17 protein-coding genes and 1 pseudogene are annotated in these 17,349 nt (G+C 68.3%); 8 read left to right on the top strand and 10 right to left on the bottom strand.

Annotation, left to right across the window (positions count from 1 at the left end; genetic code table 11):
• The first annotated feature begins 280 nt into the window (after positions 1–280).
• The 4 genes from DC347_RS06165 to DC347_RS06150 all read left to right on the top strand — a co-directional run bounded on the left by DC347_RS06165 (position 281) and on the right by DC347_RS06150 (position 4,135).
• On the top strand, positions 281–1,462 hold the full coding sequence (locus tag DC347_RS06165; protein ID WP_109044798.1) for a Re/Si-specific NAD(P)(+) transhydrogenase subunit alpha: 1,182 nt from the start codon (positions 281–283) through the stop codon (positions 1,460–1,462).
• Positions 1,462–1,770 carry an NAD(P) transhydrogenase subunit alpha gene (locus tag DC347_RS06160; protein WP_018762915.1) on the top strand — a complete coding sequence of 103 codons (309 nt, stop codon included), beginning with the start codon at positions 1,462–1,464 and terminating at the stop codon, positions 1,768–1,770. Before DC347_RS06165 ends, DC347_RS06160 begins: the two co-directional genes overlap by 1 nt.
• Positions 1,767–3,140 carry an NAD(P)(+) transhydrogenase (Re/Si-specific) subunit beta gene (locus DC347_RS06155; RefSeq protein WP_109044797.1) on the top strand — a complete coding sequence of 458 codons (1,374 nt, stop codon included), beginning with the start codon at positions 1,767–1,769 and terminating at the stop codon, positions 3,138–3,140. Before DC347_RS06160 ends, DC347_RS06155 begins: the two co-directional genes overlap by 4 nt.
• Before the next feature lie 74 nt (positions 3,141–3,214).
• A complete protein-coding gene (locus tag DC347_RS06150; protein ID WP_109044796.1) occupies positions 3,215–4,135 on the top strand; it encodes a diacylglycerol kinase family protein in 921 nt (306 codons plus the stop codon).
• A 21-nt stretch (positions 4,136–4,156) separates the two neighbouring features.
• Here the strand turns inward: DC347_RS06150 and DC347_RS06145 are convergent, their stop codons facing one another.
• The 6 genes from DC347_RS06145 to DC347_RS06120 all read right to left on the bottom strand — a co-directional run bounded on the left by DC347_RS06145 (position 4,157) and on the right by DC347_RS06120 (position 10,262).
• On the bottom strand, positions 4,157–4,882 hold the full coding sequence (locus DC347_RS06145; RefSeq protein ID WP_109044795.1) for an aspartate/glutamate racemase family protein: 726 nt from the start codon (positions 4,880–4,882) through the stop codon (positions 4,157–4,159).
• Positions 4,883–4,890: 8 nt separating this feature from the next.
• Positions 4,891–6,315, bottom strand: coding sequence for an amidohydrolase family protein (locus DC347_RS06140; protein WP_109044794.1), 1,425 nt, complete (start codon positions 6,313–6,315; stop codon positions 4,891–4,893).
• A 32-nt stretch (positions 6,316–6,347) separates the two neighbouring features.
• Complete coding sequence (locus DC347_RS06135; RefSeq protein WP_109044793.1) at positions 6,348–7,136, bottom strand: aspartate/glutamate racemase family protein; 789 nt, start codon at positions 7,134–7,136, stop codon at positions 6,348–6,350.
• Positions 7,133–7,816 (bottom strand): GntR family transcriptional regulator, encoded by a 684-nt coding sequence (locus tag DC347_RS06130; RefSeq protein WP_109044792.1) that lies wholly within the window; start codon positions 7,814–7,816, stop codon positions 7,133–7,135. Before DC347_RS06130 ends, DC347_RS06135 begins: the two co-directional genes overlap by 4 nt.
• Positions 7,817–7,896: 80 nt before the next feature.
• The gene (locus tag DC347_RS06125; RefSeq protein WP_018762922.1) at positions 7,897–9,252 is read right to left on the bottom strand and encodes an MFS transporter; all 1,356 of its coding nucleotides are present in this window, start codon (positions 9,250–9,252) and stop codon (positions 7,897–7,899) included.
• Positions 9,253–9,428: 176 nt separating this feature from the next.
• Positions 9,429–10,262, bottom strand: coding sequence for an amino acid-binding protein (locus DC347_RS06120; protein WP_109044791.1), 834 nt, complete (start codon positions 10,260–10,262; stop codon positions 9,429–9,431).
• Between the two features lie 157 nt (positions 10,263–10,419).
• Between DC347_RS06120 and DC347_RS06115 the strand changes: the two genes are divergently transcribed.
• A complete protein-coding gene (locus tag DC347_RS06115; RefSeq protein WP_109044790.1) occupies positions 10,420–11,484 on the top strand; it encodes an FUSC family protein in 1,065 nt (354 codons plus the stop codon).
• Positions 11,485–11,533: 49 nt separating this feature from the next.
• Here DC347_RS06115 and DC347_RS06110 read toward each other — a convergent pair whose 3' ends face one another.
• Positions 11,534–12,778, bottom strand: coding sequence for an aromatic acid/H+ symport family MFS transporter (locus DC347_RS06110; RefSeq protein WP_240617706.1), 1,245 nt, complete (start codon positions 12,776–12,778; stop codon positions 11,534–11,536).
• 155 nt (positions 12,779–12,933) lie between these two features.
• Here DC347_RS06110 and DC347_RS06105 point away from each other — a divergent pair, with 155 nt between their 5' ends.
• Positions 12,934–13,677 carry an IclR family transcriptional regulator gene (locus DC347_RS06105; RefSeq protein ID WP_109044861.1) on the top strand — a complete coding sequence of 248 codons (744 nt, stop codon included), beginning with the start codon at positions 12,934–12,936 and terminating at the stop codon, positions 13,675–13,677.
• Between the two features lie 112 nt (positions 13,678–13,789).
• Complete coding sequence (locus DC347_RS06100; RefSeq protein ID WP_109044789.1) at positions 13,790–14,977, top strand: 4-hydroxybenzoate 3-monooxygenase; 1,188 nt, start codon at positions 13,790–13,792, stop codon at positions 14,975–14,977.
• 37 nt (positions 14,978–15,014) lie between these two features.
• Here the strand turns inward: DC347_RS06100 and DC347_RS06095 are convergent, their stop codons facing one another.
• Entirely contained in the window at positions 15,015–15,554 is a 540-nt protein-coding gene (locus tag DC347_RS06095; RefSeq protein WP_018763706.1) for a TetR/AcrR family transcriptional regulator, read from the bottom strand.
• Between the two features lie 55 nt (positions 15,555–15,609).
• On the opposite strand from DC347_RS06095, the gene DC347_RS06090 reads away from it, so the two are divergent.
• Positions 15,610–16,650, top strand: coding sequence for an FAD-dependent monooxygenase (locus tag DC347_RS06090; protein ID WP_109044788.1), 1,041 nt, complete (start codon positions 15,610–15,612; stop codon positions 16,648–16,650).
• On the opposite strand, the pseudogene DC347_RS06085 reads toward DC347_RS06090, so the two are convergent.
• Positions 16,625–16,780 (bottom strand): annotated as a pseudogene (locus tag DC347_RS06085) (acyl-CoA thioesterase); the annotation flags it as partial. The gene DC347_RS06090 and the pseudogene DC347_RS06085 overlap by 26 nt on opposite strands.
• A gap of 7 nt (positions 16,781–16,787) precedes the next feature.
• The gene (locus tag DC347_RS06080; RefSeq protein WP_109044787.1) at positions 16,788–17,291 is read right to left on the bottom strand and encodes a GNAT family N-acetyltransferase; all 504 of its coding nucleotides are present in this window, start codon (positions 17,289–17,291) and stop codon (positions 16,788–16,790) included.
• Positions 17,292–17,349 lie beyond the last annotated feature (58 nt).

The raw sequence follows: 17,349 nt of genomic DNA, 5'->3' as shown, positions 1-17,349 counted from the left end.
CGGGGTCTACCTGACCGGGTTGCCGAGTTCACGCAGCGGGGTGAATGCAGACGCGCCGAGCCGCAGGCCAGGACATCGAGGCGACAGTCCTCCCCGAGTTGCTGGAAGCCACGCGGCGGATCGCCCTGGATTACGGCGGGTCGGCGGGCGCTGCCGCGAGGTAACTGTTTGCCATCCAAGCCGGCCACCCTACTCCCGCCGCGGCGCGCAGGGCTCTAGACTCAAGCCAACTGCGTGCAGCAGAGCCGCTGCCACGCCCTTCAGGAAGAGGAGGCAGCGGGTGAAACTGGGCATTCCGCGGGAACGCCGGGAGGGCGAGCGGCGCGTGGCCGCCACCCCCGACACCGTCAGGCAGTTGACCGGAATGGGCCTGGACGTCCTGCTCGAAACCGGGGCCGGGACGGCCGCGGGCCACTCCGACCATGACTACCGGCAGGCGGGCGCGGAGATCGTCGCGGAACTGGACCACGGCGCCCTCGACATCCTGGGCCACGTCCGACCGCTGGACCCGGACACCGCTGCCGCCTTGAAACGGGAAGCGGTGGCTGTGGGGCTCGGGTCGCCGTCGTCCGAACTGCCCACGGTGCAGGCGCTCGCGGACAACGGCGTCACCTCCTTCGCCCTGGAGCTGGTGCCCCGCATTTCCCGGGCCCAGTCCATGGATGCGCTGACCTCGCAGGCGCTGGTGGCCGGCTACCGCTGCGTGCTCGAAGCGGCCATCCGGCTGCCGCGGTTCTTCCCGCTGTACATGACCGCCGCCGGGACCATCCCGCCGGCGCGCGTCCTGGTCCTCGGAGCGGGCGTGGCGGGACTGCAGGCCATCGGGACGGCAAAGCGGCTGGGGGCGCGGGTGTTCGCCAACGACATCCGGCCCGCCTCCGCTGACGAGGTGGCTTCCATGGGGGGCACCTTCATCCGGCTGGACCTTGAAACCGCGGAAGCGGCCGGCGGCTACGCGCGGCAGCTGAGCTCCGATGCCGGCACCAGGCAGCGCCAGCTGCTGGCCCCGCACGTCGCCCAATCGGACGTTTTGATCACGACGGCGGCCGTCCCGGGCCGTCCCGCGCCCCTCCTGGTGACCCGCGAGATGGTGCAGGGCATGCGCCCCGGATCGGTCGTCGTCGACCTCGCCGCGGAGTCCGGCGGAAACGTGGAGGGATCCGTGCCCGGCCAGGACATCCCCATCCCCACCGCTGACGGGTCCGGGCAGATTACCCTGGTGGGCCTGAAGGACCCGGCCTCCGCGATGGCGTCCGACGCCTCCCGCCTGTACGCCAAGAACGTGGCCAACCTGCTGGCCCTGATGGTGCGGGACGGCGCGCTGGCCCTGGATTTCGACGACGAAGTGGTGGCCGGAGCCTGCCTGACCCACGGCGGCGTGGTGCGGCACCAGCCCACCGCCGCATTGCTGGCCGCACGGACCGGCGCAGCCGCCACGGCCCGGCAGGACGGAGCACTCTGATGGACGGGACAGCCCTGCTGACCATTACCGTACTGGCAGTGTTCGTCGGCTTCGAGGTGGTGTCCAAGGTCTCCAGCACCCTCCACACGCCGCTGATGTCCGGCGCGAATGCCATCCACGGGATCATCCTGGTGGGTGCCATCATCGTGGCCGGCCAGGCGGCAGACCCGTGGGTCCTGGCGGTGGCACTGCTCGCGGTGGTCCTCGCCACCGCGAACCTGGTGGGCGGGTTCGTGGTGACGGACCGGATGCTGCACATGTTCCATGCGAAAAAGGATGCCGGGCAAGCCAAGGGCGGCAGCAAATGAGCATCCTCGATCCCGTCTGGACCGCCCTGCTGTACCTGGCCGCAGCGGTCTTCTTCATCCTGGCGCTGCGCGGACTGAGCTCGCCGCGCACCGCCCGCCGCGGAAACCTGGTGGGCGCCCTGGGTGCCGTGATCGCCGTCGTGACCGTCTTCCTGTCCGCCCGGCTCGAGAACATCCCGTGGATCCTGGGCGCGATCGTGGTGGGCTCCGCCGTCGCCGCTCCCGTGGCGCGGCGGGTCAGGATGACGCAGATGCCGCAGCTGGTGGCCCTGTTCAACGGGGTGGGGGGCGGCGCTGCCGCGCTGGTGGCCCTCCTCGAGCTGGGCCATGCGGGGGAACCGTGGGTCCGCGTGGCCATCGGTTTCACGCTCCTGGTGGGGGCCGTTTCGTTCGCCGGCTCGGGCATCACGTTCGCCAAGCTGCAGGAGCTGATGACCACCCGGCCCGTGGTGTTCTACGGGCTGCCCGTGGTGATGTCGGTGGTGCTGCTGGCGGCGGTGGCCTCCGGCATCGCCGTCGTCGTTTCCGGGTCGCTGCCCCTTGCGGTCCTGCTGCTGGTCCTGGGCCTGGCCGCCGGCGTCCTGCTGGTCCTGCCCGTGGGCGGCGCGGACGTGCCCATCGTCATCTCGCTGCTCAACGCCTTCACCGGCCTGGCCGTCGCGGCGTCCGGCGTGGTGCTCGGCAACGTCCTGCTGGTGGTGGCCGGCACGCTGGTGGGCGCCTCGGGCACCATCCTCACCCGCGCCATGGCGGCGGCCATGGGCCGGAGCGTCGCGGGCATCCTGTTTGGCGCCTTCCGCGGAGGGTCGACGGCGGGATCCACGGCAGTGAGCGAGCGTCCGGTCCGATCCTCCTCGCCGGAGGACGTGGCGGTCCTGCTGGGCTACGCCCAGCGCGTGATCATTGTTCCCGGCTACGGCCTGGCCGTGGCGCAGGGGCAGCACACCGCCGCCGAACTGGCGCTGGCCCTGGAAGCCCGGGGCATCCAGGTGGACTTCGCCATCCACCCGGTGGCCGGCCGCATGCCCGGCCACATGAACGTGCTGCTGGCGGAAGCCAACGTTCCCTACGAATCGCTCAAGGAAATGGGCGAGATCAACCCGGAGTTCAAGACCACCGACGTCGCCCTGGTGGTGGGTGCCAATGACGTGGTCAACCCGGCGGCCAAGACATCCTCCGGGTCGCCGATCTACGGGATGCCCATCCTGGAGGTGGCGGAAGCGCGGCAGGTGGTGTTCCTGAAGCGTTCCATGCGCCCGGGGTTCGCCGGCATCGAGAATGAACTCCTGTTCGAGCCGCAGACGTCCCTGCTGTTCGGCGACGCCAAGGAGTCCCTGGCCCAGGTGCTGGGCGCCGTCAAGGCACTGTAGGCGCGGAACTGCAGCCGCTTCGGGTTACTCTTCTCTCAACAGCCTGCTTGCTTTCCACCCCACCAGAGGACGCCATGACTGACGCCAGCTCCACTTCGCCCAAACGTGCCGCCATCATTGTCAATCCTGCCAAGCCGGTGGACTTCGACGTGCGCGGCCTGGTGGCCAAGCACTGCGTCGAGAACGGCTGGGGCGAGCCCATCTGGCTGGAGACCACCAAGGAGGACCCCGGCGTCGGGCAGGCAAAGGAAGCCCTGGCTCAAGGGGCGGACCTCGTCATCGCGGCCGGCGGCGACGGTACCGTGCGCTGCGTCGCCGAGGTCCTGGCCGGCGGTGATACGCCCATGGGCCTGCTCCCCCTGGGGACCGGGAACCTGCTGGCACGCAACCTGGGCATGGACGTGACCGATTACGACGGCGCCATGGCCGGCGCCCTGACCGGCGCCGAACGGAAGATCGACGTGGTCCGCGCCAAGCGGAGCGATCCGGACCATGACCAGCTCTTCCTGGTCATGGCGGGCCTGGGCTACGACGCCACCATCATGGGCGACACCAACGAGGACCTCAAGGACAAGGTGGGGTGGCTGGCCTACGTGGACGCCGGCATCCGGAACCTGCCCGGAAAGCCCGTGAAGGCCACCCTGGCGATTGACGGCAAGACCGTGATGCACCGCGGCGTGCGCAGCGTGATGGTGGGCAACTGCGGCAAGGTCCAGGGCGGCGTGGAGATCTTCCCCGACGCCAAGATCGACGACGGCCTGCTGGACATCGCGGTCCTGGCACCCCACCACGGCAAGCTCGGCTGGCTGTCCGTGCTGGCCGGCATCATCGGCAAGGGCCGGAACCGGGATACGGCGGTGGAGTATTTCCAGGGCAAGACGGTTGAGATCACCCTGGAGCACAAGGACGACTACCAACTGGACGGGGACCACGAGGGTGAGGGCAAGCACGTGCTGATGAGCATCGAGCCCGGAGCCCTGACCCTGCGGATGTAAGCGCCCGGCGGGTCAGGCCGGCTAGGCCAGGAGCCTGCCCCAGCGCGGGTCCAGCAGCGGAGCACCCGCCAGTTTCAGGGCGTGCCAGAGGGTGACCGCCACGGAGTCAAGGACCGGGACGCCGGTGCTCTCCTCGATCTCGGCGGTGATGTTGGCGCCGTAGAGGTTGGTGCACAGGTACACCAGGGCGTCGGGCGCGGCGGCGGCGAGTTCCCGCGATCCCGGCAGCATCTCCGCGTCCGTGACCCTGGCGAACGACTCGTTGTTGCTGAGCCCGAGCGCCCGGTGGTCCACGGTCTTAATGCCTTCGCGCTCGTAGGAGGCGATGACCTGGTGGTTCACATCGCCTGTATACGGCGTGAACAGGCCGATCCGTTCAGTGCCGAAGGCCCGGAACGCCTCAAGGTAGGCCAGCGTGGAGGTGGTGGCCGGGACGCCCGTGGCGCCGGTAATTTCCGCCGCCAGCTCCCGGTCGTGCGCCGAACCCAGCCACGACCCCGAGGTGCCGTTCCAGGCGATGACGTCCACGTCCGCCGTCGCCAGCAGCCGTGCGGCCTCCCGCATGACGGCGGGGTCGAACTGGCGGTTGGCGGAGTCGTCCAGGGCGATCCGGGTGACGGGAATGCGGGTGAAGTGGACCGTGACGTCGCTGCGGCCACCGAGGATCCGGTAGGTCTGCGGCTCCAGGCAGGTGTTGGAGGACGGCACGATCATGCCGATCCGGCGGGGACGTGTGGATGCAGGCATGGGAACTCCTAGAGGGCGGCGGCGTGCGCCGCGCCGGCGGAAAGGGACTGGTGCTCGCGGAAGCCGTTGCGGTTGATGAACCGGCCTGCGGGGCCGGGATCGTGGAAGCCGTCCGCGTCCAGCACCACCCGGCCGTTGGAAACCACGACGGCGGGCCAGCCGGTGAGTGCCTGTCCGTCGAAGGGCGAGAAATCCGTCCCCATGTGCAAGGCGGCGCCATCCACCGTCCGTTCCTCGGCGGGGTCGAAAACCACCAGGTCGGCGTCGAATCCCTCGGCGATGCGGCCTTTGCCGGGGACCGCGTTGATGCGGGCAGGGCCGGCCGCGAAGGCCTCGACGAACTGCTCCACGGAGGCACCGGCGGAGGTCATCGCGGTGAACGTCACCGGCATCCGGGTCTCCACGCCGGGCAGCCCGTGCGGCATGGCGCGCACGTCATCGGTGCGCTCGCGCTTCTGGGACAGGTCGTAGCAGGAGTGGTCGGAGGACATGGTGTGGATGGCCCCGGACGCCAGCCGCTCCTTGAGCGCGGCCACGGTTTCCGGGCTGCGCATGGGCGGGCAGCAGGCGAACCATTCCGGGAAGGCGGACGCGTAGACAGTGTCGTCCAAGGTGACGTAGTGCGGGCAGGTCTCGGAGAACGTCTCCAGTCCCCGGGAGCGGGCTTCGCTCACCAGGTCCACCGCCCCGGGCGTGGATTGATGGACAAAGTACACGGGTGCGCCGGTGTATCCGGCCATGGCCAGGGTTTCCTTCACCGAGATCTCCTCGGCCAGCTCAGGGCGTGTCCGGTGCAGGTGTTCGATCCCAATCCGGCCGTCCTGGGCTTGCTGTTCGGTGCAGTCGGCGATGATGGGATCGTGTTCGGCGTGGATGTAGGCCAGGCCGTCCAGCCGGACCAGCTCCCGCATGACCTTCAGGATGGTGTCCCCGTCAGCCATGGTGGTGCCGCGGTTGGTGGTGTACATCTTCACGGAGCGGACGCCCTCGGCGGCAAGCTGCTCCAGCTGCCAGGGGATGGTTTCGTCCCAGGCGACCACCGCGCCGTGGAGGGCGACGTCGCACCGGGATTCGGTGGCGAGTTCCTTCTTGTGCAGGGCGGCGGCGAGCGGGGTCTCCTGGGCGTCCCGGGGGATGCCGAAGTCGATGATGGTGGTGGTACCGCCCCACAGTGCCGCGGTGGACGTGGTCCGGAAGTCGTCAAGGGTACGGAAGCGTCCGGTGACCTGGGCGACGTGGCAGTGTCCGTCAACGCCGCCGGGGATGACAAGTTTGCCGGCGGCGTCGATGGTGCGGCCGGCGGCGGGGACCGGCTGGTCAACGTCGATGAGGGCGGCGATGCGGCCCTCCTGCACCACGATGTGGGCGGCCTGGCGGCCATGGCTGTTGACGATTGTGGCGTTGGCAATGACGAGTTCTGGCTGGTGGGACATCGGTGTCCTCCTTGTGGGTATGGTGTCTGGCTTTAGGCGGCAGGCTGGGGCGCGCCGGCGTGCTCCTGGCGGGCCGCAAGGGCTGCGTCCAGGCTGCCGGAGAGGCCTTTTCGGTCTTTCGCCGGGGGAGGGGCGAACGCGCCGGCGCGGTGCGATCCGGACTGCAGCCCGGCCACCGCCTCGGCCATGCGGATCCCGGCGGAGATGCCGTCAACCACCGGCACGGGGATCTGCCCCTTGAGGTCGCGGGCGAGTCCTGCCAGCGGGGCGCCGGCGAGGATGACGACGTCGGCGCCGTCCTCCGCCACGGCCTGCCGGCTAAGTGCCAGCAGGGTTTCCTTGAAGTCCTGCTGGACCGAGCCGATGCTGGTGAGGGAGTCGTTGATGGAACGGATGGAGGCCAGCCGGCCGGCGAGCCCGAAGCGTTCCACGCACTCGCGGTACCAGGGCTTGATCCGGTCCGAGATGGCGATGATGGAGAACCGGTGGCCCTGCAGCGCCGCCGCGCAGAGTGCGGCCTCGGTGATGCCGATGACCGGGACGTCCGCCAATTCCTTCAAGGCGGGCATGCCGGGGTCGCCGAAGGCTGCCATCACGATGGCGTCAACCGGGTCCGCGCCGGGGCGGGTGTGCTCGGCGACGATTTCGGCGACGGCCCCGGCGGCGATGAGGGCTTCGAACCGGGTTTCGATGTATTCGACGCCGTGGCCGGCGGTCCGCACCAGCAGTTCGGTGCCAGGGGCTGCGGAGCGGTGCGCCTCGGATTCGATCAGGGCCGTGACGTCGGCGCTGATGTTGGGGTTGATGACCAGGAGTTTCATTTTCTCTTCCGGTGGAATTCTGGTTCGGTTTTCTGGAAGTCCTCGGGGAACTGTTCCCGGTACTTTCCGATGTGGGAGGCGGATTGGGCGGCCGCCCGGTCGGGGTCGCCGCTGGCAATGGCGGCGTAGAGCTCCCGGTGTTCGCGGATCAGTTCGGGCAGGTCGCTGACGTGCCGGAACAGCCAGTGCATCCGGCCCTGCAGGGGTTCCAGGGCCGATTTGAGGAAGTTGTTGTCCGCAATCCCGGTGATGGCGTCGTGGAACTCGCTGTTGGAGCGGTGCGCTTCCATCACCGCGCCCTTGGCAAGGAAAGCCTCTGCGTTGTCCAGCAGCCCCTTAAGGTAGGCCAGGTCTTCAGCGGTGGCGCGGCGCGCGGCGAGCCGGCAGGCCAGCACCTCGAGGGACTGGCGGACATCGAAGAGGTCCTCAACATCCTTGGGGCTGAGGCTGCTGACTTCCGCCCCGCGGGCCCCGCGGTCGCTGATGAGGCCTTCCTGCCGGAGCATGCGGAGGGCTTCGCGGACCGGCAGGCGGGACACGGAGAATTCGGCGGCGAGGTCGCGTTCCACCAGCCGCGTGCCGGGAGCGTAGTGCCCTTCGAAAATGCGGGTGCGGAGGGTGTCCCGGACAGTCTCGCGGAGGGGGCGGTCCTTGTCCTGGGTCTCTTCTGCGGTCAGCATGGTGCTCCATTTTCGATTCTTGTATGGCACTGCTCCCGGCTGCGGGGGCGTGGTTTGCAAGTTTCCCTGCGAGGGCCAGCTTAGACAGGAAGCCGCTTGTTGTAGTTCAGGGTGAGGACCGATGCGCCCATGATCACCGCGGAACCGACAAAGTACAGCAGCGCCCAGGTGTAGGAGCCGGTGGCCCCGACGATCAGGCCGACGACGATGGGGGTCACGAAGCCGGAGATGTTGCCACTGAGGTTCATGGCGCCGCCCAGGACCCCGGCGTTGGTGCGTCCGCCGAGGATGGACGGAATGCTCCAGAACAGGCCCACCCAGCGCAGGAAGAACAGGACCACGGAGAGCAGCACGACGGCGGTGGTGGCGTCGGGGACCACGGTGACGCCTACCAGACCCGCTACGACGATGGCGCTGGAGATGCCCAGGAGGGTGCGCATGACCAGGTTTGCGGAGGCGCCGGAGGCCCGCCATTTGTCGGCGATGGTGCCGCCGATGATTTCTCCGACGAACCCGGCGCCGAAGATCACCAGGGTGGACCAGCCGATGGTCTTCAGGTCGAAGCCCTTGGCTTGGGCCAGGTACAGCGGCCCCCAGGTCAGCAGGCCGTAGAAGACTCCGTTGAATCCGAGCCAGCCCAGGCACATGGCCCAGAAGGAGCGGAACTTCAGGTACGGGAGGAGGCCGCGTTTGCCCGTGCTGCCGTCCAGGGTGGCTTCGGCGTCCTCGGCGGCGTGCGAGGCTTCGATGTAGGACGCTTCGGCTTCGTTGACGGCACGGTGTTCCCGCGGGTTGTCCCGGACGTACCACCAGACGGCGAGTCCCATGAGGACGGTGGCGGCGCCGGCTATCACGAAGGACCAGCGCCAGCTGCCGGTGGTGGCAATGAGGCCGGCAATGATGATGCCGCCAAGCCCGGCACCCAGGGGTGCGCCGGCGTCCAGGATGGTGGCGCCGCGGCCGCGTTCGGACCGGTGCATCCAGATGGCGTTGAGCTTGCCCCCGGCCGGCATGACGCCGGCCTCGGTCACGCCGATTCCAAGCCGGGCGATGAACATGCTCAGGAAACCGCCGGCCATGCCGGACGCTGCCGTGGCCGCGCCCCAGCCGATGCAGGAGGCGGTCATGACCTTGCGCGGGCCGAACTTGTCGATCAGCCAGCCCACGGGAACCTGCATCAGGGCGTAGGTCCAGAAGAAGGCGGACAGCAGCAGGCCCACCAGTTCGGGGGCGAGGTTGAATTCCTTTTGGATGATGGGCAAGGCCACGGAGATGGAGCCGCGGTCGATGTAGTTGACGGACACGAGGACCAGGAGCAGCAGGAAGAGCCGCCACCGGACGGAGCTGCGCCGTTGCAGTCCGTCCTTTCGGGGCTGGGTGGTTTGGGATGCGGATTCGGCGGATGGCGCCGTTGTTTCAGTGTTTGGGACGGACACAGCTTCTCCTTCACGGGGAAGTTCACGAATGGGGAGGATTCGATTTTGGGATCCCAATTTGGGATCCCAAAAATAAAGTTAGAAGTGACTCCCGCCACTGTCAAGGGTTTTTTGCCCGACAGCGTTCCGCGGCTCCTCCGAACGGATTGTGACTGGTGCCCGCACGGTCTCGACGGCTAGGGGGAGGAACCCGCGGGGCGGTGGGACAGGGTTTCGGCCAGCTCGGCGAGGCGGTGGGCCCGTGCGGATTCGGCCGGAGTGAACGGCTCACCTGGCCGGGAAAAGGTGATGGGCCCCTGCCAGGCCGTGGGGATCTTCAGGCGCGTCCCGTCGTCGGCCGGTGACCCGGCGTCCTGTGGCGGCACGATCTGCGCATGCAGCAGCTCGGCCACCGCCAAGGGGAGTTCGTCCGGCGCGGCAGCGATCCGCGCCGCGAGGCTGAGCGCCTTCGTCTGCCCGTCCGCCATGGCCAGGGACGTGGTGGGCCATACGTGCGGACGGCTGCCGCCGCCGTCGTGCAGGGCTGCCAGCAGCTCGCGCTCGCCCACCTCGCCCGGGACCGCGAGGACGAACTCGTCCAGGACGCCGGCCGGGGCGGGGTGCACGTGCAGGCCCAGGATGTTGGCATCCAGCCGGGCCAGTGCCCGGGTCATCCTCTGCAGCGAACCGGGCTGGTCCGCCAGCAGTGTCCGTGCCCGCCACAGCGACGGGGCCGCCGCCAGCTGGCGGCGGTGCCGCAGTGCCGGCGCATGGAGCCAGCTGCGCAGGATCCTCGCCGCCGACGGTTCGGCCACCCAAATCACCAGGACTGTGGCCGTCAGGGTCAGCACCAGGACCTTGGCCACGTAGGGAAGGTGGGTCTCCACCACCAGGGCGTGGACCAGCAGCTCGATGGGCAGCATTACGGCCACGTTGGCAACGGTGAGCCGCGCCTTGGGCGGCTCGGGCATCCGGCCGCAGACCTCGCAGCTCAGGTCGGCCGCGGGCGTGTTGTGCGGAGGGCGCTTCATGACTCAAGCATCACCGGGTGCTGTTTCCGCCGCGTTGCCTCCTGATTCCATTCATGGGAACGTGCCAGGGGCCTTCCGGGTCCCGCACCGTAGGATTTATCAGGAACGTCAGCGCGGCCGCCCGTCAGAATCCACCCCCAAGGAAGGCGCTGCCCACGTGAAGTTGTTTGCCGAGATGTTCAGCATTGGTCCCGGCAACAAGGACCACCATCCTGCCTTGAGGTGCGCTGTCGGTGTGTTCGTGCCGCTGATTACCTTGGTGCTCCTGGGCCGGCTGGACCTGGCAATCTTCGCGTCCTTCGGGGCGTTCACGGGCATCTACGGCCGCGGCGAGCCGCACGCGGTCCGATTCGTGTTGCAGTTGCGGGCCGGACTGCTGATGTTGCTGGTGATCATCCTGGCGGCGCTCGCCGCACGAATGGAATCCGCCTGGGGTCTTGACCGCGCCACCACCACCTGGCTGCTGGTCCTGGCCACCACCCTGGTTGCCGGGGCCTGCTCGGTGGCTAGCTCCTGGTTGCGGCTTCGCCCCGCCGGGTCCCTCTTCCACATCTTCGCCTTTGCCGCCATCGCTTCCATTCCCAACCAGCCGCCGCTGTGGCAGGGGATGCTGGTGGCCGTCCTCACCACCGTGTTCGCCCTGCTCATCGGCTTCTCGGCCCGGATCCTTCCCAGCCGCCGGACCCCCTGGACCCGGCCGGCCCCGATCCGCCGTACCCCCGCAGAGAAGCGTGCGGCCCGGCTTGAAGGCTTCGGTTACCTGGTGGCCGCCGGACTTGCCGGGTCACTGGCCACGTGGGCCGGCAGCCGCCTGGGATTCGGCCACAACTATTGGGCCATGGTGGCGGCGGTGGTGCCCCTGGTGGGCCACTCCACGCGGCACCGGGTCCGCCGGGGCATCCAAAGGATCATCGGCACCGTCCTGGGCCTCGCGGTGCTGGCCGCCGTCCTGCTGCTCGGCCTGCAACCCTGGCAGACCGTGCTCGTCATGGCGCTGTGCCAGTTCGGCGCCGAAATGTTCATCCTCCGCCAGTACCTGCTGGCCCAGGTGTTCGTTACGCCCCTGGCGCTGGTGTCAACGCTGCTGGTGGTGCCGGCATCGCCAACCCTTTTGCTGCGCGACCGCATCATCGAAACCGTCATCGGTGCCGCCGTCGGCATTGCCGTGGTGCTGGCGCCCGGCGCGTGGCGCCGCCTCAGGCAGCGTTCGACGACGGCCTGACCGCCTTGTGCCTGCCCCTGCACCAGGGGCAGGGGCGGACGGTGACGCGTTACGGACGTTCGGTGGCTGATGCTTCCGGGACCGCTTCTGCCCGGACCGCAGCGATGGCGTGCGGCACCGTCACCAGCGCCACCACGGCAATCGCGGCAGCAGCCGCAAAGACGTAGAAGCCCCAGGGATAGGCGATGTTGGCAGCCACCAGCGTGCCGGTGACGGCAGGGCCCATGATCGCGCCGAGCCGGCCCACGCCGGCGGCGAAGCCGAGGGCTGTAGCACGGAGGGTTGCCGGGAACAGCTGGCTGACCCATGCGTAAACCAGTACCTGTGCGCTGAAGACGAACACGCCGGTGACAAAGACTGCCGCGTTGAGCAGCAGTTCATTCTGGATCTTGACGCTCAGGACAGCCAGGAAAACCGCAGAGAGTCCGAACCACAGCAGCACCACACGCTTGGTGCCGTGCTTGTCGGCCAGGATCCCTGCGATCACCAGGCCCACCACGGCCCCCACGTTGAGGACCAGCAGGAGGACCAGGCCGGTGCTGACGGTGTACCCGGCGCCGGCCATCAGCTGCGGAAGCCAGGTGTTCAGGCCGTAGACCAGGAGCAACCCCATGAAGGACGCCGCCGCGATGGCCAGCGCCACCAGTGGGTAGGGCTTCCGTGCCAGGTCCCGGAAACCGGTGCGGGCTGCGGCCGGTTCGGTTCCTGCCTCAGCCGGGGGAAGGGTTTCGGGGAGCTTGAACCACAGGAAGGGTGCCAGGGCGAAGCCTGCGAGTCCGCCCACGATGAACATCATCCGCCAGTCCGGGATCAGCAGCAGGGCAAGGAAGGCCGTGGCCACAGCGCCGGCGTGGTAGCCGGTCATGGTCCGGGTGGTCGACTTTCCGGCGGTACCTGCCGGGGCGTAGTCGTTCATGTAGGCCAAGGCGGCCGGGAGGCAGGCGCCCAGTCCCAGCCCGGCAAGAAGCCGGAAGGCGCAGAACACCGCCACGTTGGGTGCGAACACCACGGCGATGGTGAAGATCGAAAACCACAGGACGCAGGCCACCAGGAGGCGGCGCCGGCCAAAGCGGTCGGACAGCGGGGCGATGAACAGGGCACCGGCGCCAACGCCCACCAGTGAGATTGTGGCGGCCAAGGTGGCGCCCACCGCGTCGAAGCCAAGGTCATGGGTCTTGATGAGTGTGGGAATGACGGTGCCCAAAACCACCAGGTCAAAACCGTCCAGAACCATGGCCAGCCAGCAAAGCCAGACCGGCCACGTGGAACGGTGCTGGGATGGCGCAAATGACATAGAAATACCTCGGTGTATCTTCCAGGAGTTTTGAGCGGCAGACTGCTTTGCCGGTCGTGGGTGCGCGGCATTGCCCGCATCCCCAGTGAGGTTTGTATCACTATCGGGTGTAATCTGGGACAACTTTTCCCATTCAATGGAAGCAGGTGTTCACGCTGGCCAACTCCCCGTCCGGCGACTCCGTGGTGGACCGGATCGTGCGGCTGATCTCCGCGTTTCCCCAGGATGTCAATGCCCTCCAGTTGTCTGACCTTGCCGGCCGGGCAGGCCTTCCGCTGACCACTACCCACCGGCTGGTGGGCCAGCTGGCAGGTCACGGACTGCTGGAGACTGCTCCCGGCGGGATGGTGCGGCCTGGACTCCGGCTGTGGGAACTGGTGAACCGTGCCTCGCCGGCGCTGGCGCTCCGGCAGGCAGCCATGCCGTTCATGGAGGACATCCAGCAGGTGCTGAACCAAAACGTGAACCTGGCAGTGCTCGATGGCTGGGAGGCCCTCTTTGTGGAGCGCCTGTCACGGCGCGGCTCGGTGGCCAACCGGGCCCAGGTGGCGGGGAGGATGCCCATCCATATCTCGTCCGCCGGACTGGCACTGATGGCCCACCAGGACAAGGCCATGCAGCAGGAGTACCTGGGCCAGTTCACCGATCCCGAGGGAAGGCTGGCTGCGGCCGACGTGCGGGCGCTGCTGGCCGAGGCCGCCCATCAGGGCTTTGCGCAACTGAAAGGCGTAGTGGATGCGGGCACCTGGGGAATCGCGGTGCCCGTGCTGGACCGCCGGCAGCGGGCCGTAGCCTCACTGGGTGTCGTGGTGCCCCTGCAGGAGATGCGCCTGCAGGCTCTGGTTCCGGCCCTGCAAACGGCTGCCCGGGGCATCGCCCGGCAACTTGCGGACGCCTGAGCCATTCAACGGAATTTCTGTAACGCCGGTCACCCGGCTTCCCCCACACTGATGGCAGACAAACGATCCGGTGCCGCCCGTGGCGGGACCCGCAGCGAAGCGAGACGCAGCCATGGCACGAAAAACCATCACCACCCAAGTGGCCATCATGGGAGGCGGTCCGGCAGGGCTGATGCTGTCCCATCTCCTGGCGAAGGCAGGCATCGAGTCAACGGTCATTGAGGTCCGCAGCCACGAGGAGATCGCCCACACCGTCCGCGCCGGAATCCTGGAGCACGGCACTGTGAATCTGCTGGTGGACAGCGGGGTTTCGGACCGTGTGCTGCGCGAGGGCGACCGGCACGATGGCATCGAACTGCGGTTCAATGGCGAGAGCCACCGCGTCGACTTCAAGGACCTCGTGGGCGAGTCCGTCTGGCTCTACCCGCAGACGGACGTCTTCCTCGACCTCGCCGCGCGGAGGAAGGACGACGGCGGCGACGTCCGCTTCAGCGTCACCGACACCTCCGTCCATGACCTGGAAGGCAGCCCGAAGGTCTGGTTTACCGACGCCGAAGGCGTTGAATTCGAGATCCAGGCGGATTTCCTGGTGGGTGCCGACGGCTCCCGCAGCCACTGCCGGTTCCAGATCCCGGAGGCCCACCGCAAGTGGTACTTCCACGAGTACCCGTTCGCATGGTTCGGCATCCTGGCCGAGGCTCCCCGCAGTTCCGACGAACTGATCTACGCCAACTCGGCCAACGGCTTCGCCCTGATCAGCCAGCGTACGGAGACGGTCCAGCGGATGTATTTCCAGTGTGATCCCAAGGAGAACGTGGCGGAGTGGGACGATGACCGGATCTGGGCCGAATTCCGGAGCCGCGTCAACGGGAACGGCTTCGAGCTCAAGGAGGGCCCGGTCATCGAGAAGATGGTCCTGCCGTTCCGCAGCTTCGTCCACACCCCCATGCGCCACGGCAACCTGTTCCTCGCCGGGGATGCCGCACACACTGTGCCGCCCACCGGAGCCAAGGGCCTGAACCTGGCCATCAACGACGTCAAGGTCCTCTTCGAGGGGCTGGACAGCCACTACAACTCCGGATCGGGACACCTGCTGGACACCTACAGCGACCGCGCCCTGGACCGGGTCTGGAAGGCGCAGCAGTTCTCGTACTGGATGACCACCATGCTGCACACCCCCGCGGACGCCGACGACTTCTCCCGGGCCCGCCAGCTTGGCGAACTGAATTCCGTGGTTTCATCGCGGCACGGCATGGCCTACCTTGCCGAGGCGTACACAGGCTGGCCCGGCGCGTCCTAGGGGCCAGGGAGGACGACGACGGACTGCCGGGCCCGCTTTACGGGGCCAGCAGGCGGCGGATCGCCGCTGCGGTTGCGGCCACGTCGGGCTGCTGGTCCCGGCGGACGGTGAGCAGGTGGAGCAACAGGCCGTCGGCGTAGTCGGCGACGTCCTGCGCCCGCCTTGCTGCGCCCGCCACTCCCAAACCATCCAGGGCCTGCTCCAACCCGCCCACCAGCAGGTAGTGGCCGGCGGTCACCGCCTCGGGCCGGTCCAGCGACAGGGCCAGCCGCGCCCGCGTGAGGCCGGCGTGCTGCCGGGCCAGGGCGAGCACCATGGCGGCCAGCTGGTCCGCCAGTTCCGGAATGCCCGGCGGCGGTCCGGCCGGACCGGCCTCCCGCAGCAGTCCGGCGTCAAGCTGCAGGAGGCGGTCCAGCGCGGCCTCCACGAGGGCTGCCCGGCTCCGGAAGTAGTTGGACGTGGTGCCTTCCGGGAGTCCGGCGGCGGCGTCGACGGCGCGATGGGTCAGGCCTTTCATTCCCTTGTTCGCAACCACCCCCAGGGCGGCATCCATCAGTTCCGTGCGGCGGTCAGGCATGCGCCCAGTGTAAGTGCCTCTTCCATGCCACTACAAAAGTAGTAAAATTGCCTGCATGGAAGCGATCTCGATCGTGGGCGGCGGCATCGCGGGCCTGGCCCTGGCGGCCAGCCTGGACCCTTCACGCTATGACGTGTCCATATTCGAGAAGCGCCCCGAACTGCCCACGGTGGGCGCCGTGCTGGCCATGTGGCCCAATGCGCAGCGTGCGCTGGCGCGGGTGGGGGTCCTGGCCGGGGCGCGTGCGGTCAGCCCGGTGCTGGGAAACGGGTCCATCCGCAATGCCGCAGGCAAGCCCTGGGTCACCGTCCGGGGCGGGGAGTTGTTCGGCATTTCCCGGGTGGACCTGTTGCGGCTGCTGAATGGAGCCGTGCCCGGAACCGTCCGCAGGGTGGCTTGCCATGTGCGGCAATTGCCTCCGGTGGACGGGCTGCTGGTGGGTGCCGACGGGGTGCACAGCGTGGTCCGCCGCGAAGTGTGGGGCACTGCATCGGATGCCAGGCTGACTTCCGCCCTCGCTGTCCGCGGCACCATTCCGTCCCCGGTAGAAGCCGGCGAGGTGGGGGAGTATTGGGGGCGGGGCGACCTGTTCGGCATTGCCGCCGCCCCCGGGGGAACCAACTGGTACGGGAGCTGGCGGTCAACGCTCGGCCCCACGGGAATCGACGTGGAAGAGGCGCTCACGCAGGCCAGGCGGCGCTTTGCGGACCACGCACCCGCCATCCGGCAGGTGCTGGCCGCCGCGAGTCCGGAGCTTTCGTTGGCCCAAAGGATCTGGACTGTGCCCCCATTGCGGTCCTATGTCAGCGGTGCGGCGGTGCTGGTAGGGGACGCGGCGCATGCCATGACGCCCAACCTCGGCCGGGGCGCCTGTGAATCGCTGGTGGACGCCGTGGTCCTGGCGGATCTGCTGAACAGCCTGCCGCGGGAAAAGGCGCTCGCCGCCTACGACCGGCAGCGCCGGCTGCGGACGCGCGCCCTTAGCCTAGGGTCCGCGGCGATGATGAAGGTGGCTCTGGCGGACGGTGCCCAACCCTTCCGGGACCGCCTGCTCAACCTCGCCGCCCGGCTCAGTCCTGCTGCAGCGTATCCGTGAGGCGGTGGGTGGGGATCCGGTTGCGGTCGTAGGTGGTCTCCGTGTAACCGTGCGGTGCGGGTTTGCCGGATGCGTTCAGGTTGACGGAGGCGATCTCCTCGATGGTGAGGACGGCTTGCATGGTGATCATGCCGGTCCTAGGCCATGGCCGTGTGGGCGGCGCTGCGGGCGTTGATGCTCTTGGCGTAGCAGTAAGAGTGCTGCACCCCGATATAGGGCCCAAAATTTGGAATCGCCTCAAAGCCGGAATTTTCGTAGAAATTCCTTCCGTCGGGCTGGGCCGAGCCGGCTTCCGCCTTGATGCGCGTGATGCCCTGCTTGAAGGCCTCTGCCTCCAGGGCCGCCAGGATGGAGCTGGCGACGCCCGAACCGCGCGTGTAGGGCAGGACGTAGAGCCTTTTGATCTCCGCCGTCGATCCGTCCAGGAGCCGCAGCCCGCCGCAGCCCACGGGCTGTCCCGAGCCCTTGTCATAGGCCACCAGGAAGACGGCGCAGTCGGCGCCCGACGGCGGCGGGCCGGGTTCGTGGTCCGGCCGGCCAAAGCGGGCGTCGAGTTCGGCCTGCTGGGCGCGGCGAAGATCAGCGCCCACGGGATTGGACCAGGGGACCTGCCTGATGTTTAGCCTGGGGTTTGTCTGCATATCTGCCTCGATTCGCCGGAGGGGTATGCCTGACAAGGCTAGACGATATGTAGTAGGA

Origin of the sequence: Pseudarthrobacter sp. AG30 (assembly GCF_003116525.1) — a bacterium.
Taxonomy (GTDB): Bacteria; Actinomycetota; Actinomycetes; order Actinomycetales; family Micrococcaceae; genus Arthrobacter.
This window is presented reverse-complemented; position numbering and strand designations above follow the sequence as displayed.

Excerpts from the sequence above, each read along its gene's own strand:
- DC347_RS06160 (WP_018762915.1), top strand. The coding sequence starts at position 1,462 with ATGGACGGGACAGCCCTGCTGACCATTACCGTACTGGCAGTGTTCGTC.
- DC347_RS06155 (WP_109044797.1), top strand. The coding sequence starts at position 1,767 with ATGAGCATCCTCGATCCCGTCTGGACCGCCCTGCTGTACCTGGCCGCA.
- DC347_RS06150 (WP_109044796.1), top strand. The coding sequence starts at position 3,215 with ATGACTGACGCCAGCTCCACTTCGCCCAAACGTGCCGCCATCATTGTC.
- DC347_RS06145 (WP_109044795.1), bottom strand. The coding sequence starts at position 4,882 with ATGCCTGCATCCACACGTCCCCGCCGGATCGGCATGATCGTGCCGTCC.
- DC347_RS06140 (WP_109044794.1), bottom strand. The coding sequence starts at position 6,315 with ATGTCCCACCAGCCAGAACTCGTCATTGCCAACGCCACAATCGTCAAC.
- DC347_RS06135 (WP_109044793.1), bottom strand. The coding sequence starts at position 7,136 with ATGAAACTCCTGGTCATCAACCCCAACATCAGCGCCGACGTCACGGCC.
- DC347_RS06130 (WP_109044792.1), bottom strand. The coding sequence starts at position 7,816 with ATGCTGACCGCAGAAGAGACCCAGGACAAGGACCGCCCCCTCCGCGAG.
- DC347_RS06120 (WP_109044791.1), bottom strand. The coding sequence starts at position 10,262 with ATGAAGCGCCCTCCGCACAACACGCCCGCGGCCGACCTGAGCTGCGAG.
- DC347_RS06110 (WP_240617706.1), bottom strand. The coding sequence starts at position 12,778 with ATGTCATTTGCGCCATCCCAGCACCGTTCCACGTGGCCGGTCTGGCTT.
- DC347_RS06100 (WP_109044789.1), top strand. The coding sequence starts at position 13,790 with ATGGCACGAAAAACCATCACCACCCAAGTGGCCATCATGGGAGGCGGT.
- DC347_RS06095 (WP_018763706.1), bottom strand. The coding sequence starts at position 15,554 with ATGCCTGACCGCCGCACGGAACTGATGGATGCCGCCCTGGGGGTGGTT.
- DC347_RS06090 (WP_109044788.1), top strand. The coding sequence starts at position 15,610 with ATGGAAGCGATCTCGATCGTGGGCGGCGGCATCGCGGGCCTGGCCCTG.
- DC347_RS06080 (WP_109044787.1), bottom strand. The coding sequence starts at position 17,291 with ATGCAGACAAACCCCAGGCTAAACATCAGGCAGGTCCCCTGGTCCAAT.